Source organism: Streptomyces sp. STR69 (assembly GCF_024519455.1).
Taxonomy (GTDB): Bacteria; Actinomycetota; Actinomycetes; order Streptomycetales; family Streptomycetaceae; genus Streptomyces.
The window spans coordinates 543,232-570,111 of the sequence record NZ_JALJRY010000001.1 but is presented as its reverse complement, the minus strand read 5'-3'; the positions used below and the strand labels follow the sequence as shown (position 1 = coordinate 570,111).

General features: G+C 71.0%; 25 protein-coding genes. 8 read left to right on the top strand and 17 right to left on the bottom strand.

Going from position 1 to position 26,880, the window contains the following annotated elements; translation table 11 throughout:
- Nucleotides 1-4: 4 nt before the first annotated feature.
- The 3 genes from OC490_RS02670 to OC490_RS02660 all read right to left on the bottom strand — a co-directional run bounded on the left by OC490_RS02670 (nt 5) and on the right by OC490_RS02660 (nt 1,436).
- Nucleotides 5-526 carry a thiol-disulfide oxidoreductase DCC family protein gene (locus tag OC490_RS02670; protein WP_410098495.1) on the bottom strand — a complete coding sequence of 174 codons (522 nt, stop codon included), beginning with the start codon at nt 524-526 and terminating at the stop codon, nt 5-7.
- Entirely contained in the window at nt 523-930 is a 408-nt protein-coding gene (locus tag OC490_RS02665) for a hypothetical protein (RefSeq protein WP_262056093.1), read from the bottom strand. The genes OC490_RS02670 and OC490_RS02665 overlap by 4 nt, the downstream gene beginning before the upstream one ends.
- Before the next feature lie 95 nt (nt 931-1,025).
- On the bottom strand, nt 1,026-1,436 hold the full coding sequence (locus tag OC490_RS02660) for a VOC family protein (RefSeq protein WP_262056092.1): 411 nt from the start codon (nt 1,434-1,436) through the stop codon (nt 1,026-1,028).
- Between the two features lie 144 nt (nt 1,437-1,580).
- On the opposite strand from OC490_RS02660, the gene OC490_RS02655 reads away from it, so the two are divergent.
- The gene (locus tag OC490_RS02655) at nt 1,581-2,195 is read left to right on the top strand and encodes a Uma2 family endonuclease (protein WP_262056091.1); all 615 of its coding nucleotides are present in this window, start codon (nt 1,581-1,583) and stop codon (nt 2,193-2,195) included.
- Nucleotides 2,196-2,200: 5 nt separating this feature from the next.
- Here the strand turns inward: OC490_RS02655 and OC490_RS02650 are convergent, their stop codons facing one another.
- The 10 genes from OC490_RS02650 to OC490_RS02605 all read right to left on the bottom strand — a co-directional run bounded on the left by OC490_RS02650 (nt 2,201) and on the right by OC490_RS02605 (nt 15,464).
- Nucleotides 2,201-4,942 (bottom strand): ATP-binding protein, encoded by a 2,742-nt coding sequence (locus OC490_RS02650; protein ID WP_262056090.1) that lies wholly within the window; start codon nt 4,940-4,942, stop codon nt 2,201-2,203.
- 113 nt (nt 4,943-5,055) lie between these two features.
- On the bottom strand, nt 5,056-6,594 hold the full coding sequence (locus OC490_RS02645; protein WP_262056089.1) for a penicillin-insensitive murein endopeptidase: 1,539 nt from the start codon (nt 6,592-6,594) through the stop codon (nt 5,056-5,058).
- A gap of 4 nt (nt 6,595-6,598) precedes the next feature.
- Nucleotides 6,599-8,515, bottom strand: coding sequence for a hypothetical protein (locus OC490_RS02640; RefSeq protein ID WP_262056088.1), 1,917 nt, complete (start codon nt 8,513-8,515; stop codon nt 6,599-6,601).
- Between the two features lie 10 nt (nt 8,516-8,525).
- Nucleotides 8,526-9,932, bottom strand: coding sequence for a hypothetical protein (locus tag OC490_RS02635; protein ID WP_262056087.1), 1,407 nt, complete (start codon nt 9,930-9,932; stop codon nt 8,526-8,528).
- Between the two features lie 5 nt (nt 9,933-9,937).
- The gene (locus tag OC490_RS02630) at nt 9,938-10,981 is read right to left on the bottom strand and encodes a hypothetical protein (RefSeq protein ID WP_262056086.1); all 1,044 of its coding nucleotides are present in this window, start codon (nt 10,979-10,981) and stop codon (nt 9,938-9,940) included.
- A 221-nt stretch (nt 10,982-11,202) separates the two neighbouring features.
- Nucleotides 11,203-11,982: a succinate dehydrogenase iron-sulfur subunit gene (locus OC490_RS02625; protein ID WP_262056085.1), complete on the bottom strand. Its 780-nt coding sequence runs from the start codon at nt 11,980-11,982 to the stop codon at nt 11,203-11,205.
- Entirely contained in the window at nt 11,982-13,736 is a 1,755-nt protein-coding gene (sdhA, locus tag OC490_RS02620) for a succinate dehydrogenase flavoprotein subunit (protein ID WP_262056084.1), read from the bottom strand. Before sdhA ends, OC490_RS02625 begins: the two co-directional genes overlap by 1 nt.
- 30 nt (nt 13,737-13,766) lie before the next feature.
- A complete protein-coding gene (locus OC490_RS02615) occupies nt 13,767-14,249 on the bottom strand; it encodes a succinate dehydrogenase hydrophobic membrane anchor subunit (protein ID WP_026150201.1) in 483 nt (160 codons plus the stop codon).
- Nucleotides 14,250-14,254: 5 nt separating this feature from the next.
- Nucleotides 14,255-14,635, bottom strand: coding sequence for a succinate dehydrogenase, cytochrome b556 subunit (gene sdhC / locus OC490_RS02610; protein ID WP_262056083.1), 381 nt, complete (start codon nt 14,633-14,635; stop codon nt 14,255-14,257).
- 262 nt (nt 14,636-14,897) lie between these two features.
- On the bottom strand, nt 14,898-15,464 hold the full coding sequence (locus OC490_RS02605) for a 2-oxo-4-hydroxy-4-carboxy-5-ureidoimidazoline decarboxylase (RefSeq protein ID WP_262056082.1): 567 nt from the start codon (nt 15,462-15,464) through the stop codon (nt 14,898-14,900).
- A gap of 155 nt (nt 15,465-15,619) precedes the next feature.
- Here OC490_RS02605 and OC490_RS02600 point away from each other — a divergent pair, with 155 nt between their 5' ends.
- The 7 genes from OC490_RS02600 to OC490_RS02570 all read left to right on the top strand — a co-directional run bounded on the left by OC490_RS02600 (nt 15,620) and on the right by OC490_RS02570 (nt 21,922).
- Nucleotides 15,620-17,302 carry a beta-N-acetylhexosaminidase gene (locus OC490_RS02600; RefSeq protein ID WP_410098493.1) on the top strand — a complete coding sequence of 561 codons (1,683 nt, stop codon included), beginning with the start codon at nt 15,620-15,622 and terminating at the stop codon, nt 17,300-17,302.
- Nucleotides 17,303-17,386: 84 nt separating this feature from the next.
- Complete coding sequence (locus OC490_RS02595) at nt 17,387-18,076, top strand: DUF4328 domain-containing protein (protein ID WP_262056081.1); 690 nt, start codon at nt 17,387-17,389, stop codon at nt 18,074-18,076.
- A gap of 138 nt (nt 18,077-18,214) precedes the next feature.
- Nucleotides 18,215-18,775: a hypothetical protein gene (locus OC490_RS02590; RefSeq protein ID WP_262056080.1), complete on the top strand. Its 561-nt coding sequence runs from the start codon at nt 18,215-18,217 to the stop codon at nt 18,773-18,775.
- Between the two features lie 138 nt (nt 18,776-18,913).
- Nucleotides 18,914-19,300, top strand: coding sequence for a hypothetical protein (locus OC490_RS02585; protein ID WP_262056079.1), 387 nt, complete (start codon nt 18,914-18,916; stop codon nt 19,298-19,300).
- Nucleotides 19,301-19,431: 131 nt separating this feature from the next.
- Complete coding sequence (locus OC490_RS02580; RefSeq protein ID WP_262056078.1) at nt 19,432-20,907, top strand: DHA2 family efflux MFS transporter permease subunit; 1,476 nt, start codon at nt 19,432-19,434, stop codon at nt 20,905-20,907.
- Nucleotides 20,908-21,087: 180 nt separating this feature from the next.
- A complete protein-coding gene (locus OC490_RS02575; RefSeq protein ID WP_262056077.1) occupies nt 21,088-21,738 on the top strand; it encodes an RNA polymerase sigma factor in 651 nt (216 codons plus the stop codon).
- A complete protein-coding gene (locus OC490_RS02570; protein WP_262056076.1) occupies nt 21,731-21,922 on the top strand; it encodes a hypothetical protein in 192 nt (63 codons plus the stop codon). The genes OC490_RS02575 and OC490_RS02570 overlap by 8 nt, the downstream gene beginning before the upstream one ends.
- A 34-nt stretch (nt 21,923-21,956) precedes the next feature.
- Here OC490_RS02570 and OC490_RS02565 read toward each other — a convergent pair whose 3' ends face one another.
- From OC490_RS02565 to OC490_RS02550, 4 genes are all read right to left on the bottom strand, one after another.
- Nucleotides 21,957-23,222, bottom strand: coding sequence for an amidohydrolase family protein (locus OC490_RS02565; protein ID WP_262056075.1), 1,266 nt, complete (start codon nt 23,220-23,222; stop codon nt 21,957-21,959).
- Nucleotides 23,223-23,351: 129 nt separating this feature from the next.
- The gene (locus OC490_RS02560; protein WP_262056074.1) at nt 23,352-24,170 is read right to left on the bottom strand and encodes an enoyl-CoA hydratase/isomerase family protein; all 819 of its coding nucleotides are present in this window, start codon (nt 24,168-24,170) and stop codon (nt 23,352-23,354) included.
- Nucleotides 24,167-25,414, bottom strand: coding sequence for a cytochrome P450 (locus tag OC490_RS02555; RefSeq protein WP_262056073.1), 1,248 nt, complete (start codon nt 25,412-25,414; stop codon nt 24,167-24,169). Before OC490_RS02555 ends, OC490_RS02560 begins: the two co-directional genes overlap by 4 nt.
- Nucleotides 25,415-25,503: 89 nt before the next feature.
- Nucleotides 25,504-26,880, bottom strand: coding sequence for a cytochrome P450 (locus tag OC490_RS02550; RefSeq protein ID WP_262056072.1), 1,377 nt, complete (start codon nt 26,878-26,880; stop codon nt 25,504-25,506).

The following is a 26,880-nucleotide window of genomic DNA, read 5'->3' as shown; positions in this document are numbered from 1 at the left end:
GAGCCTATCCAGTGGGGCAGGAACCGCCGACGCAGCCCGGTCCCGTGTACGACCATCCGCGACTCGGGTCGTACGTCCACCCGTCGCTCTGACGGTACACACCGCCGCCCCAGCGCCCGGCGCCCCACTGCGCCCCGCGCCACTTCGCCGCGGCGAGCACGGCGCCCTTGGCGAGCCGGGCGCCGGCCGGGGTGCTCAACCGGTGCGCCAGGGGCCGCTGTTCGCGCAGCGCCCACAGGGTGACGATCCAGGCGGCGGCGCCCCGGTAGACCTGCCCGGAGTCGCCGACGACGGTGATCTCGTCGAGGGTGGCGCGATGGTCGAGCCCGGGAAAGCGCCGCCGTGCCTCTTCGGAGGACGCCGGTACCAGCTCCAGGGGCACCAGTTGCGACTGCCGTACGAGCCAGTCGCGTACGAAGGCGCACAGGGCGCAGTCGGCGTCGTACAGGACGGTGAGCCCGTGGACCGGGACGCGCGAGGCGTCCCGGTCCTGGGTCCCGCCGACGTCCGGGGCCACCCCCGTCACGCCCCGGCCGTCGGCGGAACCCACCCCTGCGGCGCGATGGGCGGCACCTGCTCCCGCTCCATGACCCCGCGCCGCCGGATCTTGTTCAGCACGAACACGTTCCCCAGGTGCATCACCCCGAGCACCAGCAGCACCACACCCACCTTGGTCGACAGGGCCTCGAAGATGCCCCGGGTGTCCTCGATGGTGCCGTCCCCGCTGAGGTACAGGGCGACGAACCCGAGGTTCACCAGGTAGAAGCCCACTACCAGGAGGTGGTTCACGGCCTCGGCGAGTTTTTCGTTCCCCCGTAGGACGTCGGCGAGGAAGATCCGCCCGTTGCGGCTGAGCGTGCGGGCCACCCAGACGGTGAGTCCGATGCTGACGATCAGATAGATGACGTAGGCGACGACCGTGCGGTCCATGCGCCTCCCCCTTCTTGAACGCGTTCGAAAACGCTGACAAGGAGAATGTAGGCGTATTTTTGAACGTGTTCAACTCGCTTGCGCTGGGGTCTGCGTCACACCCGCCGCGCCAGCTCCGGCCGCTTCGAGTAGTCGGTGAACCCGATGACATTGCCCCAGGGGTCGGCGATCTCGACGGTCCACCCGGTCGCCACGGAGAAGGGTGCGTCGAGGAGGGTGATTCCGGCGGCGGTGAGGCGCTGCGCGGCCTTCCGCGCGTCCGGGACCTCCAGCCACACGCGCGGCGAGGGCCAGGGGGGTGGCCTGTGTCCGAGCCCGTCTTCCTGGCGCAGGAGAACTCCGGGCGTCTCGCCGCCGACCTTCAGGATCGCGATCCCGGCCTCGTCGAGGCGGAACCCGACGGTGAATCCGGCGCGTTCGTAGAAGGGGACCGCCTCGGCGAGGTCCCCTACGGGGAGAAGGACGTTGTCGAAGCCGAGCAGTTCGTAGGACTCTTCATCTGACATTCCGTCAGATTAGGTGGGTGGAGGTGGGTGTCATCGGGAGGCGACCGCAGGCTGACCATGTGATCACTCGTTGAGGTGAAGCACTCCTGATCCCGCCTGGGTAGGCTGAGTGGACAGGCGAGACTCCGCCCTTTGGGAGCACTGATGAGCGCCGCATCTGAGAACGGACTGGACGACGAGCCGGCGTACCGCTGGCCGATCCCGCCCGCCGAGGGCTGGACCGCGGACGACCTCGACCGGATTCCGGGCCTCCCGCCGCACACGGAGTTGATCGACGGGAGTCTCGTCTTCATGAGCCCGCAGACGCGTTTTCACATGCGATGCCTGCGCCTGCTTGAGCACAGCTTGTTGGAACAGGTGCCGGACGACCTCGATGTCGACCGGGAATTCACCGTCAAACTGGATCGCAGGAATCGACCCGAGCCTGACATTCTCGTGTTCCGCGCGATAGCGGATCTCGGCCCCGGCCAGACCTGGCACAAGCCCGAGGACGTGCTCCTGACCGTCGAGGTCGTGTCCGCCGATTCCGTGGAGCGAGACCGGGAGACCAAGCCCCGCAAGTACGCGGCGGCAGGCGTACGCCACTACTGGCGGGTCGAGCAGGACGAGAACAAGGGCCTCCCCGTCGTCTACGTCTACGAACTCGACCCCGCCACCAAGTCCTACGGCCTCGTCGGCATCTTCCACGACCGGCTGAAGCTCTCCGTGCCCTTCGACATCGAGATCGATCTGACGGCGATCGACCGACGGCGCCGCTGACCGGGTCAGGAACTGTCCGGCAGCTTGTCCAGGAGCCCCATGCGGGACGTGATGCCCAGCTTGGTGTAGGTGTGGCTGAGGTGGAATTCGACTGTTTTGACGCTGAGTACCAGTTCGCGGGCGATCTGGCGGTTGGTGAGGCCGGACGTGGCCAGGCGGGCGATCACCAGTTCCTGTGGGGTGAGGGGGGAGTCGGACGCGGTCGTGCCGCCGCTGACGGCCAGTTCGCGTTCGCAGAGGGCCGCGCTCGGGGCGGCGCCCAGTTCGGTGAAGGTGCGCAGTGCCCGGCGCAGCTGCCCGGTGGCGTCGGTCCGTCGGCCCGTCCGGCGCAGGAACGCGCCGTAGGCGAGCTGGACGCGGGCCCGGTCGAAAGGGTTCGGTACCTGTTCCGCGTGGCCCAGTGCCTTGCGGAACGACAGCTCCGCCGCACTCGGTGACCGGCGCGCCGCCAGCAGGGTGCCGCGCGCCCGGGCCGCCGCCGCCAGCCGGGAGTGCCGGCCCCGGTGGGCGGAGGGCGCGTCGAGACCGTCCAGGATCCGCTCGGCCTGCCGGTGCTCCCCGAGCGCGGTGAGCGCGTCCACCAGCAGATCACGCCAGGGCGCTACGTCCGTCCGCGCCACCGACTCCCGCTCCAGCAGGGGCAGCAGCGCGCCCGCCACCTCGTCCTGCGCTCCCCGGGCCGCCGCCAACTGGGCCCGCGCCCTTGCCACATGGGCGACGCCGGAGGCGCCGTGGCCGTATCCGCCGCTGCCCAGGGCCTTCGCGAGGTACTCGGCGGCCCGCTCGGTCCGCCCCCGCAGCGCGAGCGCCGCCGCGGCGTCCGCGCAGGCGACCGGCTCCAGCCAGGCGAGGCCGCGGGTGACGGCGGCCTGTGCCGCCGATTCGAGTTCGCGCAGGGCCACGTCCCAGTTCCCGAGGCGCAGTTCGGTCTCGCCCAGGAGAAGCTGGGCCGTCGCCCGCAGCGGCGCGGGACCGCTCCGGCACAGCGGCGCGGCCGAGCGCAGATCGGCCCTGCTGCCCTCCAGGTCGTCGAAGCCGAGCCTGAGCGCGCTGCGGCCGAGCAGCAGGTCCACGTCGCCGGACTGGACGAGCACGGACTCCGGCAGCCCGGCCGCCCGTTCGACACCCTCCTCGACGGCGTCCGTCAGGCCCAGGGCGGCCAGTTGGGCGTAGCGCAGCATTCCGCCGGTGAACGGCACGGGCGGCAGAGCCCCGGCCCGTCGCGCCCACCGCACGGCCGCTGCCGCCTCGCCCTGGACGAGACAGACGAGGGAGAGCCGTTCCGCGATGCGCCGGGCCAGCGCCGGGTCCAGGGCGGGGTCGCAGTGCCGCCACGCGTCGTCCAGGAGCAGCCGGGCACTGGGCGTCTCGCCCCGGACGAACGCGAGATGGCCGTGCACATAGCGATGGGCCGCCCGTGCGGTGTCGCCCGGCAGCGCCCGCACCAGGTCGGCGGCCTCCTCCAGCCGCCCCTCGCAGAGCAGCGCGTCCGCCGCCTCCACGGTCAGCCGCTCACGTTCGGGCCGTGTCGTCGCCAGCCGGGAGGCGTGCGCGGCCATCGACGCGGCCCTCGACCAGTGACCGGCGGCGGCCTGCCGGCGGGCGCCCGTGGCGAGGTCGGCGACGAGTGCCGGGTCCGGGCTGCGGCCCGCGAGCAGTTGGTGCCAGGTACGGCTGGCTGCGTCCTTGCTGGCCTGCACCGCCCCGGTGTGCAGCGCGGCCCGCCGGGCCGGCCCCAGCTGGTGGTAGACGGCGGCCTGGACCAGCGGGTGCGGGAAGGCCAGCTCGGGCGGGCCGCCCGCCGGACACTCCGCCAACAGCCCTTGTCCCACGGCCTGTTCGACGGCGGGCAGCGGGTTCTCCAGACCGGCCAGCTGCGCCACCCGGTGCAGCGGCGCGCGCGGCCCGAGCACACTGGCCGCGGCCACCAGGTCCCGGGCCGGAGCGTCGCAGTGCGCGAGGCGGTCCCGGACCAGGAACTGGTACGAACGGGGTGCGGGCAGGGGGGAGTCGGAAGTGGCCAGGACCTCCGGCTCCACCTCACGGAGCAGCGCGCGCAGATGCAGCGGATTGCCCAGGGTGTGGGCGTGCAGTCTGCCGACGGCGTGCGGCGGCAGGCCCGTGGGCAGCAGCCGGTCGCACAGCGCTCCGGTCTGCTCGGCGGTCAGGCCGTCGAGCGCGAGGCGGAGGGTCTCGTCGTCCGCCAGCAACCTCCCCAGCCCCTTGGGGAGTTGGGCATCGGCCGGTGCGTGGACGGCCAGCACGGTGAGGACCGGCTCGGACAGCAGCCGGCGCAGCACGAAGGTGAGGGCGTCCAGCGACGGCGCGTCCGCCCAGTGGGCGTCGTCGATGACGAGCACGACGACGGTGTCCGCCGGAATCCGCCGGGCGAGGGCGAGCAGCCGCGCGCCGACCGCTCCGGGCTCGTCCTGCGACCCGGGTGCGTCCTCGTCCACCGAGGTCTGACTGAGGAGTTGATCGAGGACGCCGTAGGCCAGTGCCGTCTCGTTCTCGGCGCCGCTGGCCTCCAGCACGCATACCCGGTCCGCCGTGCGCAGAAAGCGGCGGACCAGGGCGGTCTTCCCGATACCGGGCGGTCCCTCGACCACCATCAGACGCGATGCCCCGGCGCGGGCCTCGCGCAACCTGTTCTCCATTTCCCCGAGTTGCGGCTCCCGGCCGTAGAACGACGGTTCCCCGGCCTCGGCCGGTCGGTGCGCATGGTGCAGCAGTGTGTTCACCGGCATGTCGACGTCTACCCCCGTAGTTGCGTCGGTGTTCCGCGGGCCATGATGCTCGCCCTGTCATGACGGTTCAACGCGTGTGCCGTTGAGCGGTCCGCCCGGCCGGAGTCCGCGGCTCACCCCGCCAGCACGCGTACGGCGGGGACGGGCAGGGCGGCGAGCCTGCGCTGGACGAAGAAGGTGTTCTTGTTCTGGTCCAGGCCCGGCACGGGGCCGATCCACCGCCAGCCCGTCTTCGCGGCGTACTGCTCGGTGAAGCGCCGCCACTCGTCGGGGTTCGGATACCTCCGGTTCGCGTCGTGGAAGTAGACGTATGTGGAACCGAACTCCGTGGCGTTGCCGATCGGGTTCGCGATCGCCCCGCCGAGCGCCCGTACGGCCACCGACCTTGCCGCGGACGGCAGTTGGGCCCAGGGCCGCTGCTGGAGGTCCAGATAGGCGCGGCGCTGACCGCGCGGGATGCCGGGCGGGGCGGGCGGTCCGAAGGTGCCGCCGGTGCGGACGAAGTCGGCGCGGTCCATGTTCCGCCTGCTCGCCCCCCAGCTCTTGAGGACCGGTTGCAGCGGGGTCGAGTAGGCCCGCAGAAAGGCGTTGAACGTGCGGTAGTAGGGGCGGGTGAGCAGCGCGTACCGGTTGAACATCGCCCAGATGACGGCATGGCTGTCGGCGTCGTCCCGGCCGCCGGACTCTCCGATGATGAAGCGGGCGGTCCACTCGGCGTCCTCGGTGGTGAACTGGTAGGGCGGCCTGCCTTGGGCGGTCAGGACCCCGAGGCGCGCTGGAGGCACCGTGATGACCCCGCGGGCCGGTGGGGGCTGGTCGCGGAGTTCCCCGCGCCCCTTACGGGGCGCTGTGCTGCCCGGGACTTCCAAGGCCGGGCCGGAGCTCCTGCGGGCGGCGGGCGACGCCGGTGTTGGCGACGGCGGCGCGAAGCGCACATGCAGATGGTTGTCGTGGTTCTCCAAGGGCTGCACGCCGCGTATCTCCGGGTCGTTGAAGAAGATCGCGTGGACCGGCAGCACGCCGTTGTTCCGCAGCAGGTCGACGAGCTCCTGTGTGAGCGCGCGCGAGTAGGAGGGGTGACGCCAGGTCGTCGGCCCCTGGCGGCGATCGGACTTCACCGGGTAGAGGTCTGCTTCGAGGCCGAGCCGGTGCGAGGCGCGCCCGGTCAGCGGGCCGCCGCCGCTGCGGCCGAGATCCCGGATGTCGAGCACCGGCCCCTGGGGATGGGCCCGGTGCCAGGCGGCGGCGACGGCCAGCAGGGCACGGGCGGTCTCCGGCCGCCCGAACCGGTGCGTGGGCCGGCCCGTCGCCCGGAAACCGGTTCCGTACTCGGGGAGTTGACAGCTGATCGCGGGGTCCCCGGCCACTCCCGCGGCGGTGCGCAGCAGCGCCCAGGTGCCGGGCCCGATGAGACCGTCCGCCGGTGAAATCCCGTGCGCCGTCTGCCACTTCAGCGTCGCGGAGCCGAGTGCCGTCCAGTCCCAGTCCGTGCGGTGCCGGTCCAACACCCGCCGGACAGCCGGGAGATGGGCCTCCCAGCCGAGCGAACGGGCGTAGGCGCGGTTGCGGGCGATGGTGCCGGACAGCTGCCCGGCCCGGGCGGCGGGCGGGCGCTCCGTCCCGTTCCGTACGGCCGTCGAGGTCGTCGGCATGACCTCACTCCCCTTCCGGGCGGCCACGCCGAACCGCGCCGGAACGCCCCGGCGGGAGCCCGGCGGGCCGCCGCTCGGGCTGCCTGCCACGAGGCAGTTCACGCGGCGCCCCGGCGGCCCGCGGCAGCTGCGCCCTGGGCTCGGCCCGGCCCAACTGCCGCGCGCCGCGCTGCTCGGAGCCCGCGCCGACGGCTTGCCGGCCCTGCTGCTCCAGCAGCCTGCGGCGCAGATGTACGGCGGGCATGGTGGCGTCGACGCGCCCGTCCGTACGCTCCAGACCGAGGTCGACCCCGGTCACCGAGCGGTAGGAGTGCAGGTACCCCTGGATCTCCGAGCGCCAGTAGCGGGCCCAGTTCGCCGCCTGGGTACGGTCGTTGACCGCGTTCCAGTTGCCGTAGCGGATCGACAGGAGCAGTTGCTCGCCGAACCGGCCGAGGTCGCGGAAGTGGATGACGGTGTCCGGGGTCCAGCCCTGGAGCCGCTTCATGGTGTCGACGCGGTCCATCCACTGCTCGGGGTAGGCGACCATCGTGCGGCCGGGCAGGAACTCGCGCATCTCCGGGCGGGCCAGCAGCCATTCCTCCATCAGCATCTCCTGGCGGGCCGTCCAGGGCAGGTCGCCGTACTGGTTGTGCTGGCCCTCGGTCAGCAGCAGATGGACGTCCTTGAGCGCGTTGAGGACCGGGAAGCCGTCCGCGATGATCGTGGTGTCGTCGTCCTCGCGGAAGAACACGGACGTCAGGCTCAGCAGGGTGTGGAAGGCCTCAAGGAACCGCGGCCGGCTGTCCACCGGCCTGATCGGCGGTGCGCCCGGCGCCAGTTGGGTGACCCCGTACTGGTGGTCGTACTCGTAGGCCCGGCGCAGCGGCGACAGCCGGTGCCGCTCGTCCTGCACATAGCCCCACATCAACTGACTGAGGGCACGCAGCGGATCGATGTCGACATGGGCCAGCGGGTCGTAGTCGCCAGGACCGTGCACGTTCTGGAAGCGCGCGGCGACCGCCTCGACCGACTGGACCAGCATGCCCTCCTCGTGCCAGTACGACCAGATCAGTTCGAGGAAGCAGGGGAAGGTCAGCTTGTCGCGCAGGATGCCGAAGGCCTCCACACCGAACCTGTCCGCCTCCGTGATCGCCAGCTCGCCCAGCTTCAGCCGGATCACCCCGAGGTAGGGCAGCAGCGCCAGGTCCTGCTCGTCCGGGCGGCGTTCACCCGGTGAGTGGGCCGAGATGTAGCGCAGCCAGCGCTGCTGGATGGCCCGCGCGAAGGCGTCGCCGTCCACGTCGCCCGGCTCGCCGTAGCGGCGCCGCTCCTCCTCCAGGTCGACCCCGTCGAACGGAGACGTCAGGTCGTCGCCGTCGACGCGGACCCCGCAGCGAACGAGGAGGAACACCTCGGTGGCGACCTTCAGCAGCCGGTACGCGTCCACGCCCGCGAACGGCAAGGCCCGCGGCCCGATCTTCTTGCGCGGCTCGCTGGGGTCCGGCAGCACGGTGCCGGACATGAGCGGGTCGATGAAGGCGCTGTACTCGTTGAACGAGATCCGGTCGGTGGAGCGGCGGATCGCCGTCCACAGGGCCTGGTCGTCCGTCGGGTCCGAACCCGCCCTGCGCAGCTGGACGTTGATGCTGTCGCCGGCGGCGATCGGCCGCACCTGCACGGTGAGGTCGGCCGAGGCCACGTCGTTCGCCGCGTTCGGGAGGTGGAACGTCACCCGGGCGGTGTACCCGCCGGGCCGCTGGTCGTCCGGAACGTCCCAGACGGCGCGGGCGGGGTCCTGCGGGTCGGCCGGCAACGGTCCGAAGCCGGGGACTTCCCAGGTGACGGTGGTCCCGGCCGGGGCCGGCTGGTCGGGCTTGGCGAACAGCGAGACGCGTCCGCCCTGTTGGATCTGCTGGGGCCGTACTTCGATCGTGGCCATGACGGCCTCCTCAACGTGTGCGCTTCGCTGGGTGGGCGGGTATGGGTTGTCGGTTTTCTGCTGCGCCGTCGTGGCTGGTCGCGCCCCGTGGCGGAGCCACATATCGATGCAGTCCCGCGCCCCTTTGGGGCGCGACTGCGGCCGCGCTCAAGGCCTCAAGCGTGTTGGAGAGTGCCCAGTGGGTGATCAACTCGCCCAGCAGGCGGCTCTCCTCCTCCGGTGCGATCAGGGACGCGGCCCTGGCCTGGCCGAGGACCGCGAGGACGAGCGTGGGCGGTGCGGTGCGCAGCAGCTCGGGCCGGCGCACCCAGTGCCGGTAGTGGGCCAGCAGCAGCGCGGGGGTACGGCTGGAACGGGGCATCAGGTCGGCCAGCCGGGCCCCGCTCAGCGAGGGCGGACGGTGGCCCACCAGCAGCCGGACGAAGCGGGGCATGGACCGTTCGAGGATCCCGGTCAGCCCGCGCAGTTCACGCGGGGCGCGGTGCGGCGGATAGAGCGCGGCCCACAGCGCGCTCAGCTGCCGCCACTGCGGATGCGGATACAGGGCGTCGCCCATGGCGCAGCTGAGCCGGACCCTGATGTAGGGGAACGGATGGGGGTCGTCGAGAGCCGGCGCGAGCACCAGCCGGCGCGGCAGACTCACCACGGCCATCAGACCCAGGGTGCCGCCGATGCCGAGCTTCCCCACGGCGAAGAGATCCGCGAGCACCTCGGAGAGGGTCAGCCCCCAGTAGCGGAAGGCCGACCGCTCGGCCGCCGTACCCGCGTGCCGCTCGATGTCGTACAGCACGGGCCGCAGTGAGCCGAGGAGCCCGAGCTGGGCGACCGCCTGATGTCCGACCTCGTGGACCAGGGACGAGCCGATCCCGTACCCCACCATGCGTTCGCGGGGGATGCGGATCAGCGAGACCGGGCTGCGCCCGCCGCCGGGGATACGGGTGTGCACCCGGCGGATCGCGCCGCCCGGACCACGGGCGAGGTAGCAGATGATGGGCGGCGGGTCGGCGAGCGGAGTGCCCGGCGTGACGAGCGCGTCGACCGCCGCGACGTCCAGCCCGGCGAGCTGCACCCCGACGTCGTGCTCGCTGCGCTGGGTGACGGCTTCCGAGAAGACGTCGAAGTGGCTCAGTACGGAGTTGAACTCCCAGCGCAGCAAAGAGAACTGGTGCTGTTGCCACTCGGGGTCCCGGTCGCCGCCCGGCCCGTCCAGCCACTCCAGATACGCGCCGACCCGATGCCGGAGCCTGCTCCGCTCCTCCATGAGGAAACGCTCGATCGCGCTTTGGGCGGCGGCGGACGGTGCGGCGGCAGGCACCATGGTCTCGTGCAGTGCGAACGGCCTGACCCGGTTCAGGCGGGTCAGCAGAGCGCGGGCCTCGCCTTCGAGCAGCGCGGTGGCTGCCGGCCGCAGGTCCATGGCGGTCAGGCCCCCATGATGACGATCTTGCGGCCCTGTCGGACCCAACGACCCGACCGGGCACGGCCGTTGTGGTGGCCCTCGTGGTGGCCCTCGTGGTGCGTCCGCTCCTCGTGCCCCCAGCCCTCTTCCCGGGCGCGCCTCTCCTCCTCGGCGCGGCCCCATTCCTCCTCTTCCTCCTCGGCGTGCTCCCAGCCACGCTCCTCACCGAACTCGCGCCTGGCCTCGCGCCGCTCCTGACCGAACTCGCGCCGCTCCTCGTGCCGCTCCTCGCGGTTGCCCCACTCCCCGCGCTGTTCCTCGCGGCGCCCCTCCTCACGCCGCTCCTCGCCGTGCTGCCATTCCTCCAGCGCCGGGGACGCGCCCCACTCCTCCTTGGCGGCGGGGGCGGCCGGTGCCCCGGCCGGCTCCTCGACGGGCACCGATACGGGCGGCCCCGGCCAGAACCAGGCCGCCGGCACGGAGAAGGTCCTGAAGCGCCGGGCCACACCCGGTGCGTAGCGGCGGGCCGCGGAGTGGACGGCCTGCTGCGCCAGCGCCCGCGGAGCTATCCGGCGCGAGCCGAACGCCGCGTTCCGCGCGGCGGCACCGCTCAGGGCGACGAAGCGCCGGGCGGTCTCGAACTCGTACTCCTCGTGGTCGATGCCCTCGCCCTCGACCTCGAACAGATTGCTCACGAAGTCGCCCGCCTTGGCACCGAACGCGGTGCCGATGCCGGGTCCGCCGATCGCCGTCCCCAAAGCGCCTCCGATGGCGGGCAGCGCCTGCCTGGCGACGTTCTTGAGGATGCCGCCGACCGCCTTGCCGGTCGTGGACCCCAGCACGCCCCCGACCTTCCGCGCGGCTGCCCTCAGCCATTTGCCCAGGAACTCCTCCAGCTCCTCCTCGGAGGTGACCCCCAACAGCTCCGTGGCCAGCTGGACTTCCTCCTCCTCGTCGAAGGGGCTCTCCAGCGACTCGGCCACCCGCTCCTCGCGGTGTCCCTCGGCACCGAACTCCTCTTCCTCCTCCCGGTAACGCCTTCCGTATTCCTCTTCGTACGGCTGCATGAGACCAGCCCCTCCCGGCAGTGAGCCGACGCGACCTGTCCAGACCCCCGAACCAGGGCCTGGGACCGCAACGTTGGCAGCGCGCCGGGTACGGCGTCGCCAGGGAGAGGCCTGGGGAAGACCCTGGACCGGGCCGCCCCAGGGTTGCTGGGGACGGGTACGACCGAGGGCCCCGCTCCCAACCCGGGAACGGGGCCCTCATGGACGTGGCGGACGGAACCTCAGAAGCGCCGCGTGATCAGCGCCCGCTTCACTTCCTGGATCGCCTTCGTGACCTCGATGCCTCGCGGGCAGGCGTCCGTGCAGTTGAAGGTCGTGCGGCAACGCCACACGCCGTCACGGTCGTTGAGGATCTCCAGGCGCTGCTCGCCCGCCTCGTCACGACTGTCGAAGATGAAGCGGTGGGCGTTGACGATGGCGGCCGGGCCGAAGTACTGGCCGTCGTTCCAGAAGACCGGGCACGAGGACGTGCACGCGGCGCACAGGATGCACTTCGTGGTGTCGTCGAAGCGCTCGCGGTCCTCCGCCGACTGGAGGCGTTCGCGGGTGGGCTCGTTCGTGTCCTTCGTGATGAGGAAGGGCATGACGTCGCGGTACGCCTGGAAGAACGGGTCCATGTCGACGACCAGGTCCTTCAGGACCGTCAGACCCTTGATCGGCTCGACCGTGATCGGCTTCTCGGGGTTGAGGTCCTTGATCAGGGTCTTGCAGGCGAGACGGTTCTTGCCGTTGATCCGCATCGCGTCCGAACCGCAGATGCCGTGCGCGCACGAGCGGCGGAAGGTCAGCGTGCCGTCGATGTCCCACTTGATCTTGTGGAGACCGTCGAGGACGCGCTCCTTGGGGTCGATCTCCAGCTGGAAGTCTTCCCAGACCGCTTCCGCCGAGACCTCGGAGTTGAAGCGGCGGACCCGGAAGGTGACCGTGATGTAGGGGGAGTCGGCGAAGCCGGGCTCGGGCTGGCCGGCCGCTTCTTCCTTGTCCAGAACAGGGGTTGCCATCAGTACTTACGCTCCATCGGCTGGTAGCGGGTCTGGACGACCGGCTTGTAGTCGAGACGGATGGACTCGGTGCCGTCGTCGCCGACCTCGCGGTACGCCATGGTGTGGCGCATGAAGTTGACGTCGTCGCGGTTGGGGTAGTCCTCGCGGTAGTGACCGCCGCGGGACTCCTTGCGGGCGAGCGCGGAGACCGCCATGACCTCGGCGAGGTCGAGCAGGTTGCCCAGCTCGATGGCCTCGAGGAGGTCCGTGTTGAAGCGGCGGCCCTTGTCCTGGATCGAGACGTTGCGGTAGCGCTCGCGCAGCTCCGCGATCTTCTCGACCGCCGTCTTGATGGTCTGCTCGGTGCGGAACACCATGACGTTCGCGTCCATGGTCTCCTGCAGCTCGCGCCGCAGGACCGCCACGCGCTCGGTGCCCGTGGAAGCACGGAGGTGCTCGACCTGGTCGATCACCTGCTGCGCCGGGTTCTCCGGCAGCTCGACGTAGGACGCCTTCTGGCTGTACTCCGCCGCCGCGATGCCCGCCCGGCGCCCGAACACGTTGATGTCCAGGAGGGAGTTGGTGCCGAGGCGGTTGGCGCCGTGGACGGAGACGCACGCGACCTCGCCGGCCGCGTACAGGCCCGGGACGACCGTGGTGTTGTCGGTGAGGACCTCACCCTGGACGTTGGTCGGGATGCCGCCCATCGCGTAGTGCGCGGTGGGCTGGATCGGGATCGGGTCCGTGTACGGCTCGATACCGAGGTAGGTGCGCGCGAACTCGGTGATGTCCGGGAGCTTGGCGTCCAGCTGCTCCGGCGGGAGGTGCGTGAGGTCGAGGTAGACGTGGTCGCCCTCGGGACCGCAGCCGCGGCCCTCACGGATCTCCGTGTAGATGGAGCGGGACACGACGTCACGGGACGCGAGGTCCTTCATGACCGGCGCGTACTTCTCCATGAAGCGCTCGCCGTCCTTGTTGCGGAGGATGCCGCCCTCACCGCGGGCGCCCTCCGTCAGCAGGATGCCCATGCGCCAGATGCCGGTCGGGTGGAACTGGAAGAACTCCATGTCCTCCAGCGGCAGCCCGCGCCGGTACACGGCCGCCTGGCCGTCACCGGTCAGGGTGTGCGCGTTCGACGTCACCTTGAAGAACTTGCCGCAGCCGCCGGACGCGTAGATCACGGCCTTCGCCTGGAAGACGTGGATCTCGCCGGTCGCCAGCTCGTACGCGACCACGCCGACCGACGTCTTCACGCCGTCGACATCGGCGATCAGCTGGTCGAGGACGTAGAACTCGTTGAAGAACTCCACGCCCTCCTTCACGCAGTTCTGGTACAGCGTCTGGAGGATCATGTGGCCGGTGCGGTCGGCCGCGTAGCAGGAGCGGCGGACCGGGGCCTCGCCGTGGTTACGCGAGTGACCGCCGAAGCGGCGCTGGTCGATCGTGCCGTTCGGCGTGCGGTTGAACGGCAGGCCCATCTTCTCCAGGTCGAGGACCGAGTCGATGGCCTCCTTCGCCAGGATCTCGGCGGCGTCCTGGTCGACCAGGTAGTCACCGCCCTTGATCGTGTCGAAGGTGTGCCACTCCCAGTTGTCCTCCTCCACGTTGGCGAGCGCGGCGGCCATACCGCCCTGCGCGGCGCCCGTGTGGGAGCGGGTGGGGTAGAGCTTCGTCAGGACCGCGGTGCGGCTGCGCTTCGTCGACTCGATCGCGGCGCGCATACCGGCGCCGCCGGCGCCGACGATGACGGTGTCGTATTTGTGGATCTTCATCAGAATTCCTCAGTCCCTCAGCCCGATGGCCTAGCGGATGTTCGGGTCGAAGGTGAAGATCACCAGCGTGCCCAGCAGGATGGTGAACACCGTGGCGGTGTAGAGCAGGCCCTTGAGCCACAGCCGGGTGTTCGCGCGCTCCGCGTAGTCGTTGATGACCGTGCGCAGGCCGTTGGCGCCGTGCAGCATCGCCAGCCAGAGCATCAGCAGGTCCCAGACCTGCCAGAACGGCGAGGCCCAGCGGCCGGCCACGAAGGCGAAGCCGATCTTCGAGACGCCGCCGTCGAGGACGAGCTGGATCAGCAGGTGGCCGAGGACCAGGACGACCAGCACGACGCCCGACAGGCGCATGAAGAGCCAGCCGTACATCTCGAAGTTGCCCCGGGTCGACTTCGGGGTCTTCTTGGTGCGCTTGCGGGGGGCCTCGATGAGGGGCGCGGGGTTGTCTACGGTGTAGACGGACGCGCTCTCGACGGGGCCGATGCCCGACGCCGCGGTTTCAGTCGTGGACATCTGCGTCAGCTCCCGAAGAGTTCACGAGCGGCGTGGCCGAGCACGGGGTAGATCGCCCCGATCATCAGCACGACCCACAGGCCGACGACGGACCAGAGCATCTGCTTCTGGTAGCGCGGGCCCTTCGACCAGAAGTCGACCGCGATGACGCGCAGGCCGTTGAGGGCGTGGAAGAGGATCGCGGCGACGAGGCCGTACTCCAGCAGTCCCACGATCGGCGTCTTGTAGGTGGCTACGACCTTGTCGTAGTCCTCGGGGGAGACACGCACAAGAGCGGTGTCCAGCACGTGTACGAACAGGAAGAAGAAGATGAGGACGCCGGTGACTCGATGAGCCACCCAGGACCACATTCCTTCCCGGCCGCGGTACAGCGTTCCAGCCGGCACGGAAGAACCCTCCGGGAGCGGGGATTTAGGGCCGCGCCGGCTTCTCTGTCGGTCGGGCCCGGCCGGGTACGGTCCTCCGGCCCTCAGCATCGTAACCAGGTGCTGACGCGGGTCTTACGGCGGGCCTGCTTGTGTGATCGAACTGGCACCCAAAGGTGCGCGTATGGGCTAGTTTCGGGCGGCTGACGGGTGGGGGGTTCGTGTTGTTCGCCGGGTGCGGCGCCGTTGTGGCTGGTCGCGCCCCGCGGCGGAGCCGCAAATGTCACAGCCCCGCGCCCCTGAAGGCATCACCCAAACGCCCCCTTGCCAGGCGCCGCAACTCTTCCGCCACCACCACCCGTTCCTCCTCCGGATCGTTCGTCAAGCGTGACCGGATGCCTGCCAGTACGTGGTCCAGGACCTCGTCCGGGGCAATTCCGTCCGGGCAGATGACGAACACGTGGCCGAAGCGGGCCTCGTACGCCGCGTGGGCCGCGTCCAGGGCCATGTGGGCGGCCTCGTAGGTGTCGGGCGGCAGGACCGGGAGCGACTCGCCCGCCAGGGCCTCCGCCAGGTCGCCCGCCGTGAGGTCGTACGCCGCCTCGTCGGACGCGGCGAGCAGGGCGTCCAGGTCGGGGTAGGGGCGGTGGTCGGTGAGGCGGCGGGACCAGTGGAGGCTGTGGAGGCACTGCAACAGAGCGTGGCGGGCGTCGTCGGGGGACGCGGCGTTGAACCCCGCCAGTGAATCCGGGTGCCTCGACGCCCGGGACTGCTCGGGCAGCGCCGGTATGGCCAGTCGGCCGGGGAGGTGGGGGAGGCGGTGCGAAGGCAGTGTGGATCCTCGCGTCACGGATGGTGCGGCAGGGGATGCAGTGAGAGGTGCGTCACCACGTTATCGGGAGTGGTCATGACGTGTCCGATGGATGCCCGAATTTCACCCGGAAGGGAGAGTTTCGGAACGCGTGGTGGACACTCGCGGTTCGCCCGGGGCCGTAGGTTGGCGCCGTGAGCCAGCACAGGCGCCGCTCGTCGGCGAAGCCGTTGAAGCCGTCGAAGCCGTTGAAGCAGCGACGGGGGCTGATCGCCGTCGCCGCGGCCACGGCGGTGGTCGCGGGTGGGGTGGGCCTCGGGGTGTGGGCGTCGGCCGGGGACGACGGGAGCCCCGTGGGCGCGGCGCTGAGCCCCTCCGACGGCACCTCCGTCTCCTCGCGGGCCGCGAACTCGCGCACCCCCGCTCCCACCCCGAGCCCGACCCGCGTCTATCCGCTGTCGCGGACGCCCCGCACCATTCCCGCCGTGCGCTCGCACACCCCCGCGCGTGGACCTGGTTGGCGCCCCGCCAAGGGGGAGCGGGTCGTCGTCGACGACGCCGACCTCGTGGACGAAGGGCGGCTGATCGCCGGTGAGTTGGGGCTGACGTACGCGGGCGGGTCGAGCGAGGTGCGCGCCGGGGACGTACGGCTGGCGTTGAACGACGACGAGGGCGCGAACCCGGAGTCGTACGCGATGACCGTACGCGGGGGGAGGGTCAGTATCAGCGGGCCCTCGGACGCGGGTGTCTTCTACGGCACCCGGACGCTCAAGCAGGAGGTGCACGGCGGCGGTTCGGCGCCGGAGGGTGTCGTGCACGACCAACCGGCCAAGCCGCGGCGCGGGTTCATGCTGGACATCGCGCGCAAGCCGTTCACCGCGTCCTGGATCGAGGACCGGGTACGGGAGTTGGGCGACCTCAAGTTCAACGAACTCGGGCTGCACTTCTCCGACGACCAGGGATTCCGGATCGAGTCCACCAGCCATCCCGAGGTCGTCTCCAAGGACCATCTGACCAAGGTCCAGGTGAAGGCGATCGTCGATCTCGCCGCCGCTCGCCACATCACGGTCGTGCCCGAGATCGACTCGCCGGGGCATCTGGGCGCGGTCATCGCCGCGCACCCCGATCTCCAACTGCGCAACGCGTCCGGTGTCGCCAGGCGCGGTGCCGCCGACATCTCCAAGGACGCGTCCGCCGCGATCGTCGACGAACTCCTCGACGAATACGCCGGGTTGTTCACCGGCGACCAGTGGCACCTCGGCGGCGACGAGTACCAGGCGCTCACCGTCGCCAACCCCCAGGCGTCCTTCCCGCAGTTGGCCGCCGCCGCGACGAAGGCCTACGGCTCCGGCGGCACCGTCGCCGACCTCACCACCGGCTGGCTCAACGACCGCGCCGACACGGTCCGCAACCACGACCGGACCATGCGGGTGTGGAACGACGGCTTCTTCGCGGGTACGTCCGTGCGGGCCGCCAAGGATCTCCAAGTGGCGTACTGGACGGGCAAGGAGATCGGCGCCCGGCAGCCCGTCGCCTATCTGAGCGCGGGACGCAAGGTACTGAACTACAACGACGAGTACCTGTACTACGTCCTCGGCGAGCCGCAGACCTTCGTCTATCCGACCGGGCGGCGGATCTACGAACAGTGGAACCCGCGCGTGCTGCGCGGCACGCAGGCGGTCCCGGCGAAGTACGACGGCCAGATCCTCGGCGGCTCCTTCGCGGTCTGGTGCGACCTGGCCGACTCGCAGACGCAGGCGCAGGTCGCGGCCGGCATCCGGATGCCGTTGCGGGCCACCGTCCAGAAACTGTGGGACCCGGGGACACCGGCGCTGACCTGGACCCAGTTCAAGTCCCTTGCCGACAAGGTGGGTTGAGCGGGGCGGTCGGTACTGCTGGACGTACGGGGCCGGTGGATCGTATGTTCCCCCTCCTGTTCGCGCTCGGGGGGTTGCTTCATCGTGTCCGTTCCCATACCCACGCCCGTACCCGTGTCCCGGCTCCGCTCGCCGGTCGGTCTCGGCCGGGCCGCCGCCGCCCTGCTCGGGCTCGTCATCGCCGCCGATCTGTTCGCCGTCTACGCCGGATTCAAGCTGTACGACGTGACGGGCGACCTCATGAACGGCGCGACCGGCGGTTCGGTCCTCCGGCGGGCCGACACCGCGGAGTCGCTCGACTCGCTGGCCTGGAAAGTCCATTCGGGCGCGATGCTCGTGTGCGTCATCGTGTACGTGTCCTGGTTCGTGCTGGTGCGGGGGAACGCCGAGGTGTTCGATCCGGCCGAGCAGAGCATGAAGTCCTGGTGGGCGGTCGTCGGCTGGTTCGTCCCGGGGCTGAACCTCTGGTACCCGCGCCGGATCACCCTGGAGATCTGGGACGCCAGCAACCCCGCGGGCACCCGCAGGTCGCATCTGCTGGTCAACGTGTGGTGGACGCTGTGTCTCCTGACGTTCCTCGCCGACCGGGTGGGCAACCTGCGCTACAAGGAGAGCTTCGAGCCCGACGAGAACCACGCCGTCCTCCAGTTGTCGCTGCTCGCCGACACCGTCGAGATCGTGGCCGCCGTCCTCGCGATCCTCGTCGTGCTGCGACTGACCCGCATGCAGCACGCGAAGGTCCTGGCGGGGCCGGGCGTTCCGCTCGTGGTCTGACCACCGGTTGGCCGAAAATCTCTTCTTCCGCTTTCTCGACCTGCGCGGGGCGCTCCCGTGTGACACTCCCGGAGTGGAGCACGCAGTCTGGGGAGACGTGGGCTCCAAAGGGGAGGGGCCCCGCAGAGGGAGGTTCGGATGAGTCTGGTGGAACTGATCGCTCAGGCCGACGAACGCGCACTGGCTGTCAGTGGGCTGGCTTGTTTGGATCGGTGTGTGCCGCTGCTGGGCGGTGGCGACGAGGTGCTGCGGCCCTTGTGGGCCGGCCTCGCGGACGGCGCGGTGGGGGAGGAGTGGGGCGAGCGGCTGGAGAAGGCACGCGGCGAACTGCCCGCCCTCTTCGAGGAACCCGGTGAGGACCTGGCCGCGCCGCTCGCCCGGCGGATGCTCGACACCGCCCCGGACGTACCGGCCGACCCCTCGGTACGGGAGTGGGCCGACGTCTGTTCCGTCGCCTCGCTGCGGATCCACCAGCTCCTCGACCCCGCCGACGACGGCTCCCCGGTCGACGCCCGCAGGGCCGGCCGTACGGACGGTGTCTCGCCGCTCGTCGCCGCCGAGCTGCGCCGCCAGATCACCGTTCTCGAACTCCTCTCCGGCCCGGCCCCCGGCGGCATCCGCCAGGCACTGGCCGTGTCGACGGAGGGCCGCCGGGTACTGCGCGCTGTGGTGTCCCGCCGGGCCCGCGGACGGGGATGAGGGGAATCCCGTTTCCGCGCTGTCTGTGAGCGTCGTGCGGTGAGGATGGGGCGGTCCTGCGCCGGTCCGGGGGAATGTCCGGATCGTGGTGCCGGAAGACCGCCCGGCCGTGCTTCTCCTGGTGTGGTGACAGAGCGGATGAGAGAGCGGTCGCGGCCCAGGGCCGCCGCGCAGCCCGTGCGGTGGGCCGCGGACTCGGTGGCGATGATGCGCGAGGGCGCACGGGTGCGCCTCGACTACTCGGCGCGGAGCCTGTGGCGCGTCGACCGGATGATCGAGGAGATACGGCGGGAGGGCGCGCCGTATGCCGCCGTGGAGAGCGAGTTGCGCGGATTCGGGGCGTACGCCGGCGAGGTGATCGCGCGGCAGACCGGTGCCGAGTGGTGGGCGACCGGCGGTGAGCACTGGCTGCGTACTCCGGACGGGCGCCTGTGGGACCCCGTCGACGAGGCTCGGCGGTGTTTCGGCGGGCACGGGTCGCTGCGGCTGCTGTGCCGGGACGCGGTGAACGGCGTACACCGGTAAGGGCGTTGGCCGGCCGCGGAGTCCGGCGGTTCGCGGGGGCTCGGCAAAATCGGCGTAATTAGAGACGCCTGCGTTCCCAAGGGGGAGGTCCGGGAGGACGATGAGGGCAACTGCCGGAACGGGGAGGGTATATGGCCGACAACCGTCGTTGGTGGGCGCTGGTCGTCATCGCGCTCGCGCAGTTGATGGTCGTCCTCGACATGACCATCGTCAACATCGCACTGCCGTCCGCCCAGACCGACCTGGGGATGTCGGACGGGAACCGGCAGTGGGTCATCACCGCCTACACCCTCGCCTTCGGCGGACTGCTGCTGCTCGGCGGCCGGATCGCCGACCTCGCCGGCCGCAAGAACACCTTCATGATCGGGCTGATCGGCTTCGCCGCCGCGTCCGCGCTCGGCGGTGCCGCCGCCAACCAGGGGATGCTGTTCGGCGCCCGGGCGCTGCAGGGAGTCTTCGCCGCGCTGCTGGCACCCTCCGCGCTGTCGCTGCTCACGACGACGTTCACCGACCCGAAGGACCGCGGCAAGGCCTTCGGAGTGTTCGGCGCAATTGTCGGCGCGGGCGCGGCAGTTGGGCTGCTCGCGGGCGGCTTCCTCACCCAGTACCTGGACTGGCGCTGGTGCCTCTACGTCAACGTGCCCATCGCGCTGGTCGCGTTCGCCGGCGCCTGGGTGCTGCTCAGCGACAGCTCCCGGCACCCGGAGGCCCACCTCGACATCCCCGGCGCGCTGCTCGGCTCCCTCGGCATGCTCACGCTGGTGTACGGCTTCTCCGAGGCGGAGTCGAGGAGTTGGGGCGACGGACTCGTCCTGAGCCTGCTGGCCGCCGGTGTCGTCCTGCTCGGCGCCTTCGGGTTCTGGCAGACCCGGGCACGGGTTCCGCTGCTGCCGATGTCGGTGGTGAAGGACCGTCAGCGGGTCGGGGCGTTCCTCACCATCCTGTTCGTCACCATCGGCATGTTCGGCGTGTTCCTCTTCCTCACCTACTACATGCAGCGCGTCCTCGGCTATTCGCCGGTCAGGACGGGCGTCGCCTATCTCCCCATCACCGTCGGCATGATCACCGGTTCCACGCAGGTCGCGGCCCGGCTGCTGTACAAGGTTCCGCCGCGCACCCTGATGGTCCCGGGCCTGCTGATCGCGGCGGGCGCGCTCGCACTGATCGCCCAGGTCGGGGTGGAGCCCGCGTACGCCACGTACATCCTGCCCGGCATGCTGATGCTCGGCCTCGGCATGGGTACGGCGATGATGACCTCGGTGTCCCTGGCCACCGGAGGCGTCGCCCCGCGCGACTCCGGCGCCGCCTCCGCCACCTTCAACACCGCCCAGCAGGTGGGCGGTTCGATCGGCACCGCCCTCCTCAACACGATCGCCGCCACGGTCACCGCGCGCTACGCCACCGCCCACGCGGGCCCCGGTGTGAACAAGCAGCTGCTGGAGGCGAAGGCCGCGGTGCACGGCTTCAACGTCGCCACCTGGTGGGCGATGGGCTCGATCCTGCTCGCCGCGCTCATCGCCGGCGTCCTGGTGAACGCGGACCGGGTGCCCGCCCCGGGCGCGGTGGCGGCGGAGACGCCCCAACAGCCGGTGGACACAACGCTTTAGGGCGACGGGTTCGGGATCGAGGGGCGGCCGGACGCGGGCTCCTCCGTGCGGCGCGGACGCTGTGACACTTCTGTGAGGCCCGGCGCTGATGGCGATGGGGGGTGCGGGGGACCGCCGCGCCCGGTACGGATTCTTCGCGAACTCGGTACGTCACGTGGGACGTACGGACGAGGACAGTCCTTGGGCCAGACAGGCGAGCCCCGCCGCGGGCACGCGCACGACGGGGAACTGGGTGCCGCTGTCGCGCGCGCCCAGGAGGGCGACGACGGTGCTTTCGCGGTCGCGTACCGGATCGTGCAGCCCGGGCTGCTCGGGTATCTGCGCGGGCTGGTCGGCGACGAGGCCGAGGACGTGGCGTCCGACGCCTGGCTGGAGATCGCTCGCGACCTCGGCCGCTTCCGGGGCGACGGGGCGGGCTTCCGCGGCTGGACGGCGACCATCGCCCGGCACCGGGCACTCGACCACCTCCGCAGACAGCGGGTACGGCCCCGGTCGGCCACCCTCGAACAGGACGTGTTCGAACTCCCCGGTCCGCACAGCACCCATGACCAGGCACTGGAGTCCCTCTCCACCGAACACGCCCTCGACCTGGTCCGTGGCCTGCCCCGCGACCAGGCGGAAGCGGTCCTGCTCCGCGTCGTCGTGGGCCTCGACGGTCCCGCCGCCGCCCGGGTCCTGGGCAAACGCCCGGGCGCGGTACGCACGGCGGCCTACCGGGGACTGAAGCGGCTGGCCCGCGAACTCGCCGGGGAGGGTGTGACGGATGCCGGCACCAGGACGCTGGGGGAGTCGGACGACGGTTCGCCGACGGATGGACACGGACATGACTGAGCAGCGGAACGGCGACGGCTTCCCGGCCCTGCTGGGCGCCGCGTTGCGCGATGTCGTCGTGGACGACGAGGCGGAGCGGCGGGCGGTGGCCGCGTTCCGGGTGGCCAGGGATTCCGGCACCCACGCGAACGGCCACGCGACCAACCCCCGGCGCGAGGACGACTGGCGTCCCGGGTCCGCGTGAGCCCCCCCGGCCCACGCGGACCCGGACACCGTGCCTACGCCGCTGCCCCAACTGGCGCGCCGCGCTTGACGATCCGGCCCTCCTGCATGACCAGCACCACGTTCGCCGGATCCCCGAGCAGGCCGATGTCGGCGACGGGATCGCCCTCGCACACCACCACATCGGCGATCTTCCCGACCTCGACCGTGCCCAACGACTCGTCCAGGCCGAGCAGTTGGGCGGAGGTCAGGGTCCCCGCGCGGATGGCGTCCAGCGGTGACAGGCCCAACCGCACCAGGTGGCCGAGCTCCTGGAGGTTCCGTCCGTGGGGAACGGCGCCCGCGTCCGTGCCGAGCGCGACCTTCACCCCGCGCCGCACGGCCTCGCCCAGCCGGTTCGTCGCCGCCTCCGCCAGCCGGGCCTTCTTCTCGTAGGCGGCGGCCGTGAAGCGGTCCCGCCCGACATGGAAGGTCGACAGCGTCGGGACCAGGAACGCGCCCTTCTCCAGCATCAGGTCGATGCCTTCGTCGTCGATGAGGTAGCCGTGCTCGACGCTGGTCACCCCGCCGCGCAGGGCGTTCTTGATGCCCACCGTCCCCTGTGCGTGCGCGGCGACGGGCCGGCCGCGGTGCCGGCGGGTCTCGTCGACGACCGTCGCGATCTCCTCCACGGTCAGGCCCTCGTCCTCGGGCTGGTCGCTGGGGCTGTTGACGCCGCCGGTCGCGCAGATCTTGATGACGTCCGCGCCGTCGCGGAGCAACCGCCGTGTCGCCAGCCGGACTTGGCCGGGATCGTCGGCCAGCTCGCTGAACGTGTCGAGGAGGGCCGAGGGGTCGTAGCCGCTGGGCATGCTGAAGTCGGCGTGTCCGCCGGTGTGGCTCATCAGCCGCAGCGCGACATGGAGTCGGGGGCCCTCGATCAGGCCGAGCGCCACGGCGTCCCGGTAGCCGGCGTCGATGCCGCCGAGGTCGCGGGCTGTCGTGATGCCGGCGTGCAGGGTTTCGCGCATGCGGCGGGCCCGTTCGAAGACGGTGACCGTGGGCCGGTTGGTGAGCAGTCTGCCGGTGAAGTCGGCGTTGCTGTCCATCAGGAAGTGCAGATGGCAGTCGAAGAACCCGGGCAGCAGGGTGCGTCCGCCGCAGTCGACGACTGTCGCCCCGTCCGGCTCGGGTCTCGCGTGCTCCGGCCCGGCGTAGGTGAACCTGCCGTCCGCCACGACCACGGCCGCCGACTCGACGGGCGGGCCTCCGGTCCCGTCGACCAGACGGACACCGGTGAACACGACAGGGGCCGACGAGCGACGTTCACTGTTGTCAGGCATGACCCACGTGTATCGCGCACCGACCGCACCCGGCACGCGCATTGGTCCGTTGGCCGGGACACCGGGCCGAATGCGCGGAGGCCCGTGCCGTCCGGGGTGGGCCCTCCCCGGACGGCACGGGCCGGCCGCTCAGCGGGGCTGGGCGAGTTGAGCGGCGAGGAGGTGGGCGTCGAGCAGGGCGGTGTCGCTGGTGCGGGCGGCCTTCGCGTAGCCGGCGAGCATGCGTTTGGTCAGGACGAGTGCCTGTGGGGAGCGCCGGGCGAGGGGCTTGGTCCAGGCTGTGACGGCGTCGTCAAGCCGGTCGAGGGCGGCGACCTTGTGGAGGAGCCCGAGGTGGTGGGCGGTGGGGGCGTCGAACTCGTCGCAGGTGAGCATGAGTTCGCGGATCCGGGCGGCACCGGCCTCCGTGATCAGACGTCCCATGGCGCCGCCCCAGGCGGGCGCGAGCCCGAGGCCGATCTCCGGCATACGGAAGCGGCAGGTGTCCGCCCCCGCGCGCAGATCGCAGTGGACGGCGAGCGCGAGGCCGGCTCCGACGACCCTGCCGTGGAGCCGGGCGATGGTGACGGCGTGGGTGTTCTCCAGCGCCTGGCACAGCCGGTGGGCCTTGTCCGCGATGAGCCGCAGCGTGGTCCCGGTCGGATCGCCGGCCAGAGCCTCCTGGAACTCCCGGCGGTCCGCTCCCAGACAGAAGTTCTCGCCCAGGGAGGAGAGCACCAGGATCTGGATGTCGGGCTGTTCGTGGAGGCCGTCGAGGACGGCGATGAGCGCGTCCAGGACTGCGGAACTCAGGACGTCGTCGTCCTGAGCGGACGGATTGAGCCGTACGTGGAGGACGGACCCGGTCCGGGCCAGGCTCAGGGCGCCGGAAGGCGCGGTCTCCGTGTCGGCCGCGGGTCCAGGAACGGGGGTGGGCGCGGCCGGGCTGGAAATGATTGGCGGGTTCATGTCAGAGAAACGTCCAGGTTCAGAAGTCGCCTGAACGCCACCCGGGGTGCCTGCGCGGGGCGGCGGACCAGGGTGAGTCTCGGCAGACGGGCGATCATGCGGCTGAGCAGGGTCTGTGCCTCCAGCCGGGCCAGGGGTGCGCCCAGGCAGTAGTGGATGCCGCCACTGAAGGCCAGATGGGTCGCCTTGCGCCGGGGGGTGAAGGAGTCGGGGTCGGTGAACCGGGTGGGGTCGCGCTGGGCGGCGCCCACCATGAGGTGGGCCATCTCCCCGGCCTTGACCTCGGTGCCCTCCAGGAGGCAGTCCTCGGCGGCGACCCGGCTGATGACGTGGGTGGGAGGGTCGTAGCGAAGGGTCTCCTCCACGAACGCGGGGACGAGGTCCGGGTGTTCGGCGAGCAGACTCCAGCGGCCGGGGTCCTCGACCAGCAGGAGCGTCATGGTCGACAGCAGTGTCGAGGTCGTCTCCAGGGCGGCCAGCAGGACGAACAGGGCGAGGAAGTAGACGGCTTCGTCGGCCTTGTCCCGGTCCGGTTCGAGCTCGTCCCAGGTGCGGATCCACCGGGAGACGGGATCGTCCCCGGGGTGTCCGCGCCGGTCCCGGATCAGCTCCAGGAAGTAGGCGCGCAGCTCCACCATGGCGGCGTCGGAACGGGCCAACTGGCTGGCGTTCGGGAGCAGTTCCTGGGTGAAGACCTGGTCGTGGGTCAGTTCACGCAGCCGGGGCCAGTCCGCGCTGGGGAGCCCGAGCCAGTCGCCGATGGTGGCGACCGGGAGTTCCTCGCTCACCAGTGCCGAGAAGTCGGCCTCTCCCGCGTGCAGGCGCTCGTGCAGAGTGTCGAGCAGCCGGTCGACGACCTGGCTCACCCGGCGGCCGATCTGTTCGATGGTGGTGCGGTCGAAGGAGCCGGCCGACCGGCGCACCCGGGTGTGCTCCGGAGGGTTGAGCGCGGGCATGGTCCGGCTGATCTCCCGTGCGGAGGGGGCGCTCCATCGGGTACGCGCCCCCTGTTGTTCCCGCCAGGCGGTGTCCGGTTCGATCCACACGCCGTTGCGCAGTACCTGGTCGCAGGTGCCGTAGCTGGTCACGAGGTGACCGCCCCAGGGCGCGGGGCTGACTGCGCCGCGCGCCCTGAGTTCTGCGTAGATGGGGAAGGGATCGGCCTGCCCGTCAGCCGTCCGAAGACGGGAGAACAGGGAGATGGTGGCCCGACGGTCCGTGGACGGAGTCGTGACGCTTCCCACGATGGTGGCTCCTCTCTGCCAGCCGCCATCCGTACCCGTGGGATGTTTGAATCATCCAATAACACAGTGCTTTCATAGGGTTACTTACATCACTCGCCATTCACCCAGGCCCGGAAGCGGCTGAACATCCCGCCCTTGGGCTTCGGAGCGGCGTGCGACGGCCGGCTGAACCCGGCCGGCTGCGGCATGGCGGCGGCCGACGGCGCGACCTGAGAGGGAGTCGGCCGCGCCGGGCGGGCCTTGGCCGCGGACGGCACCGTACGGGGGGTGTAGCGGATGGGCACGGTCACCAGCTGACGGCTCCACGGCGCCGGGACCCAGGCGAGTTCCTTGAAGGGGACGCGCATCTCGACGTCGGGCAGCCGGTTGAGCAGGGACTCGACGGCCGTGGCCGCGATCATGAACGCCGGGTCCTTGGCCGGGCAGGCGTGCGGGCCCGCACCGAAGGCCAGATGGGCCTTGGAGCTGAGCTGTTCGCGGTGCGCGGTCAGCTTGGGGTCGTTGTTGGCGGCGGCGAAGGAGATCAGGACCGGATCGCCCGTGTGGAGCGTCCGCTCGCCCAACTCGACGTCCTGGGTGGGGTAGTGGGCCGCGTAGTTGGCGATCGGCGCGTAGTTCCACAAGGTCTTCACGACCGCGTCCTCGACCGGCAGACCGCTCGGCCAGTCGTCGCTGAGGTACAGCGCGGCACTGGTGCCGATCGAGGCCGTCAGGGGCGCGGTCCCGCCGGAGAGCAGGGTCACCAGCTGGTGCAGCACCTCCTCGTCGGTCAGCCGGGAGGAGTGCACCATCAGACGGGTGGTGAGGTCCTCGCCGGGCTGCCGGCGCTTCAGCGCGATCAGTTCGGCGAGCGCGCCGCCCAGGGTCTCGTCGGCACCCGGGGTGCCCTGGAAGATGCCGGTGATTCCGGCGATCACCCGGTCGCCGAGTTCGGGCGGGCAGCCGAACAGCTCACCGAAGACCAGCAGCGGCAGCGGCTGGGCGTAGGCGGACATCAGCTCCGCCTGCCCCATGGCCTCGGAACTGAACTGGCTGATCAGGTAGTCGGCCGACTGCTGGGTCAGCCGGACGATCCGGCTCTGATCGACGGTCGCGAGACTGTCCGTGACCGCCTGCCGCAGCCGGGCGTGTGCCGCGCCGTCGCTGAACAGGGCGTTGGGCCGGTAGCCCATCATGGGCAGCGCCGGACTGTCCGCCGGTATCTCCCCGTCGTTCAGGGCGTTCCAGCGGCGCGAGTCCCGCACGAACAGCGTCGGGTTCTGCAGGATGTAGAGACTGGCGTCGTAACTGGTCACCAGCTCGACCTCGACGCCCGGCGCGATGTCGACCGGGGCGCTGGGCCCCAGCGTCCGCAGCTGGGCGTACATGTTCTCGGGGTCGGAGCCGAAGTCGGACCCGTACAGCGGCACGTTGCCGTGCGCGGGGCACCCGGCCGGGGCCCCGGCCGGGTCGAAGGGCTGTTGCAT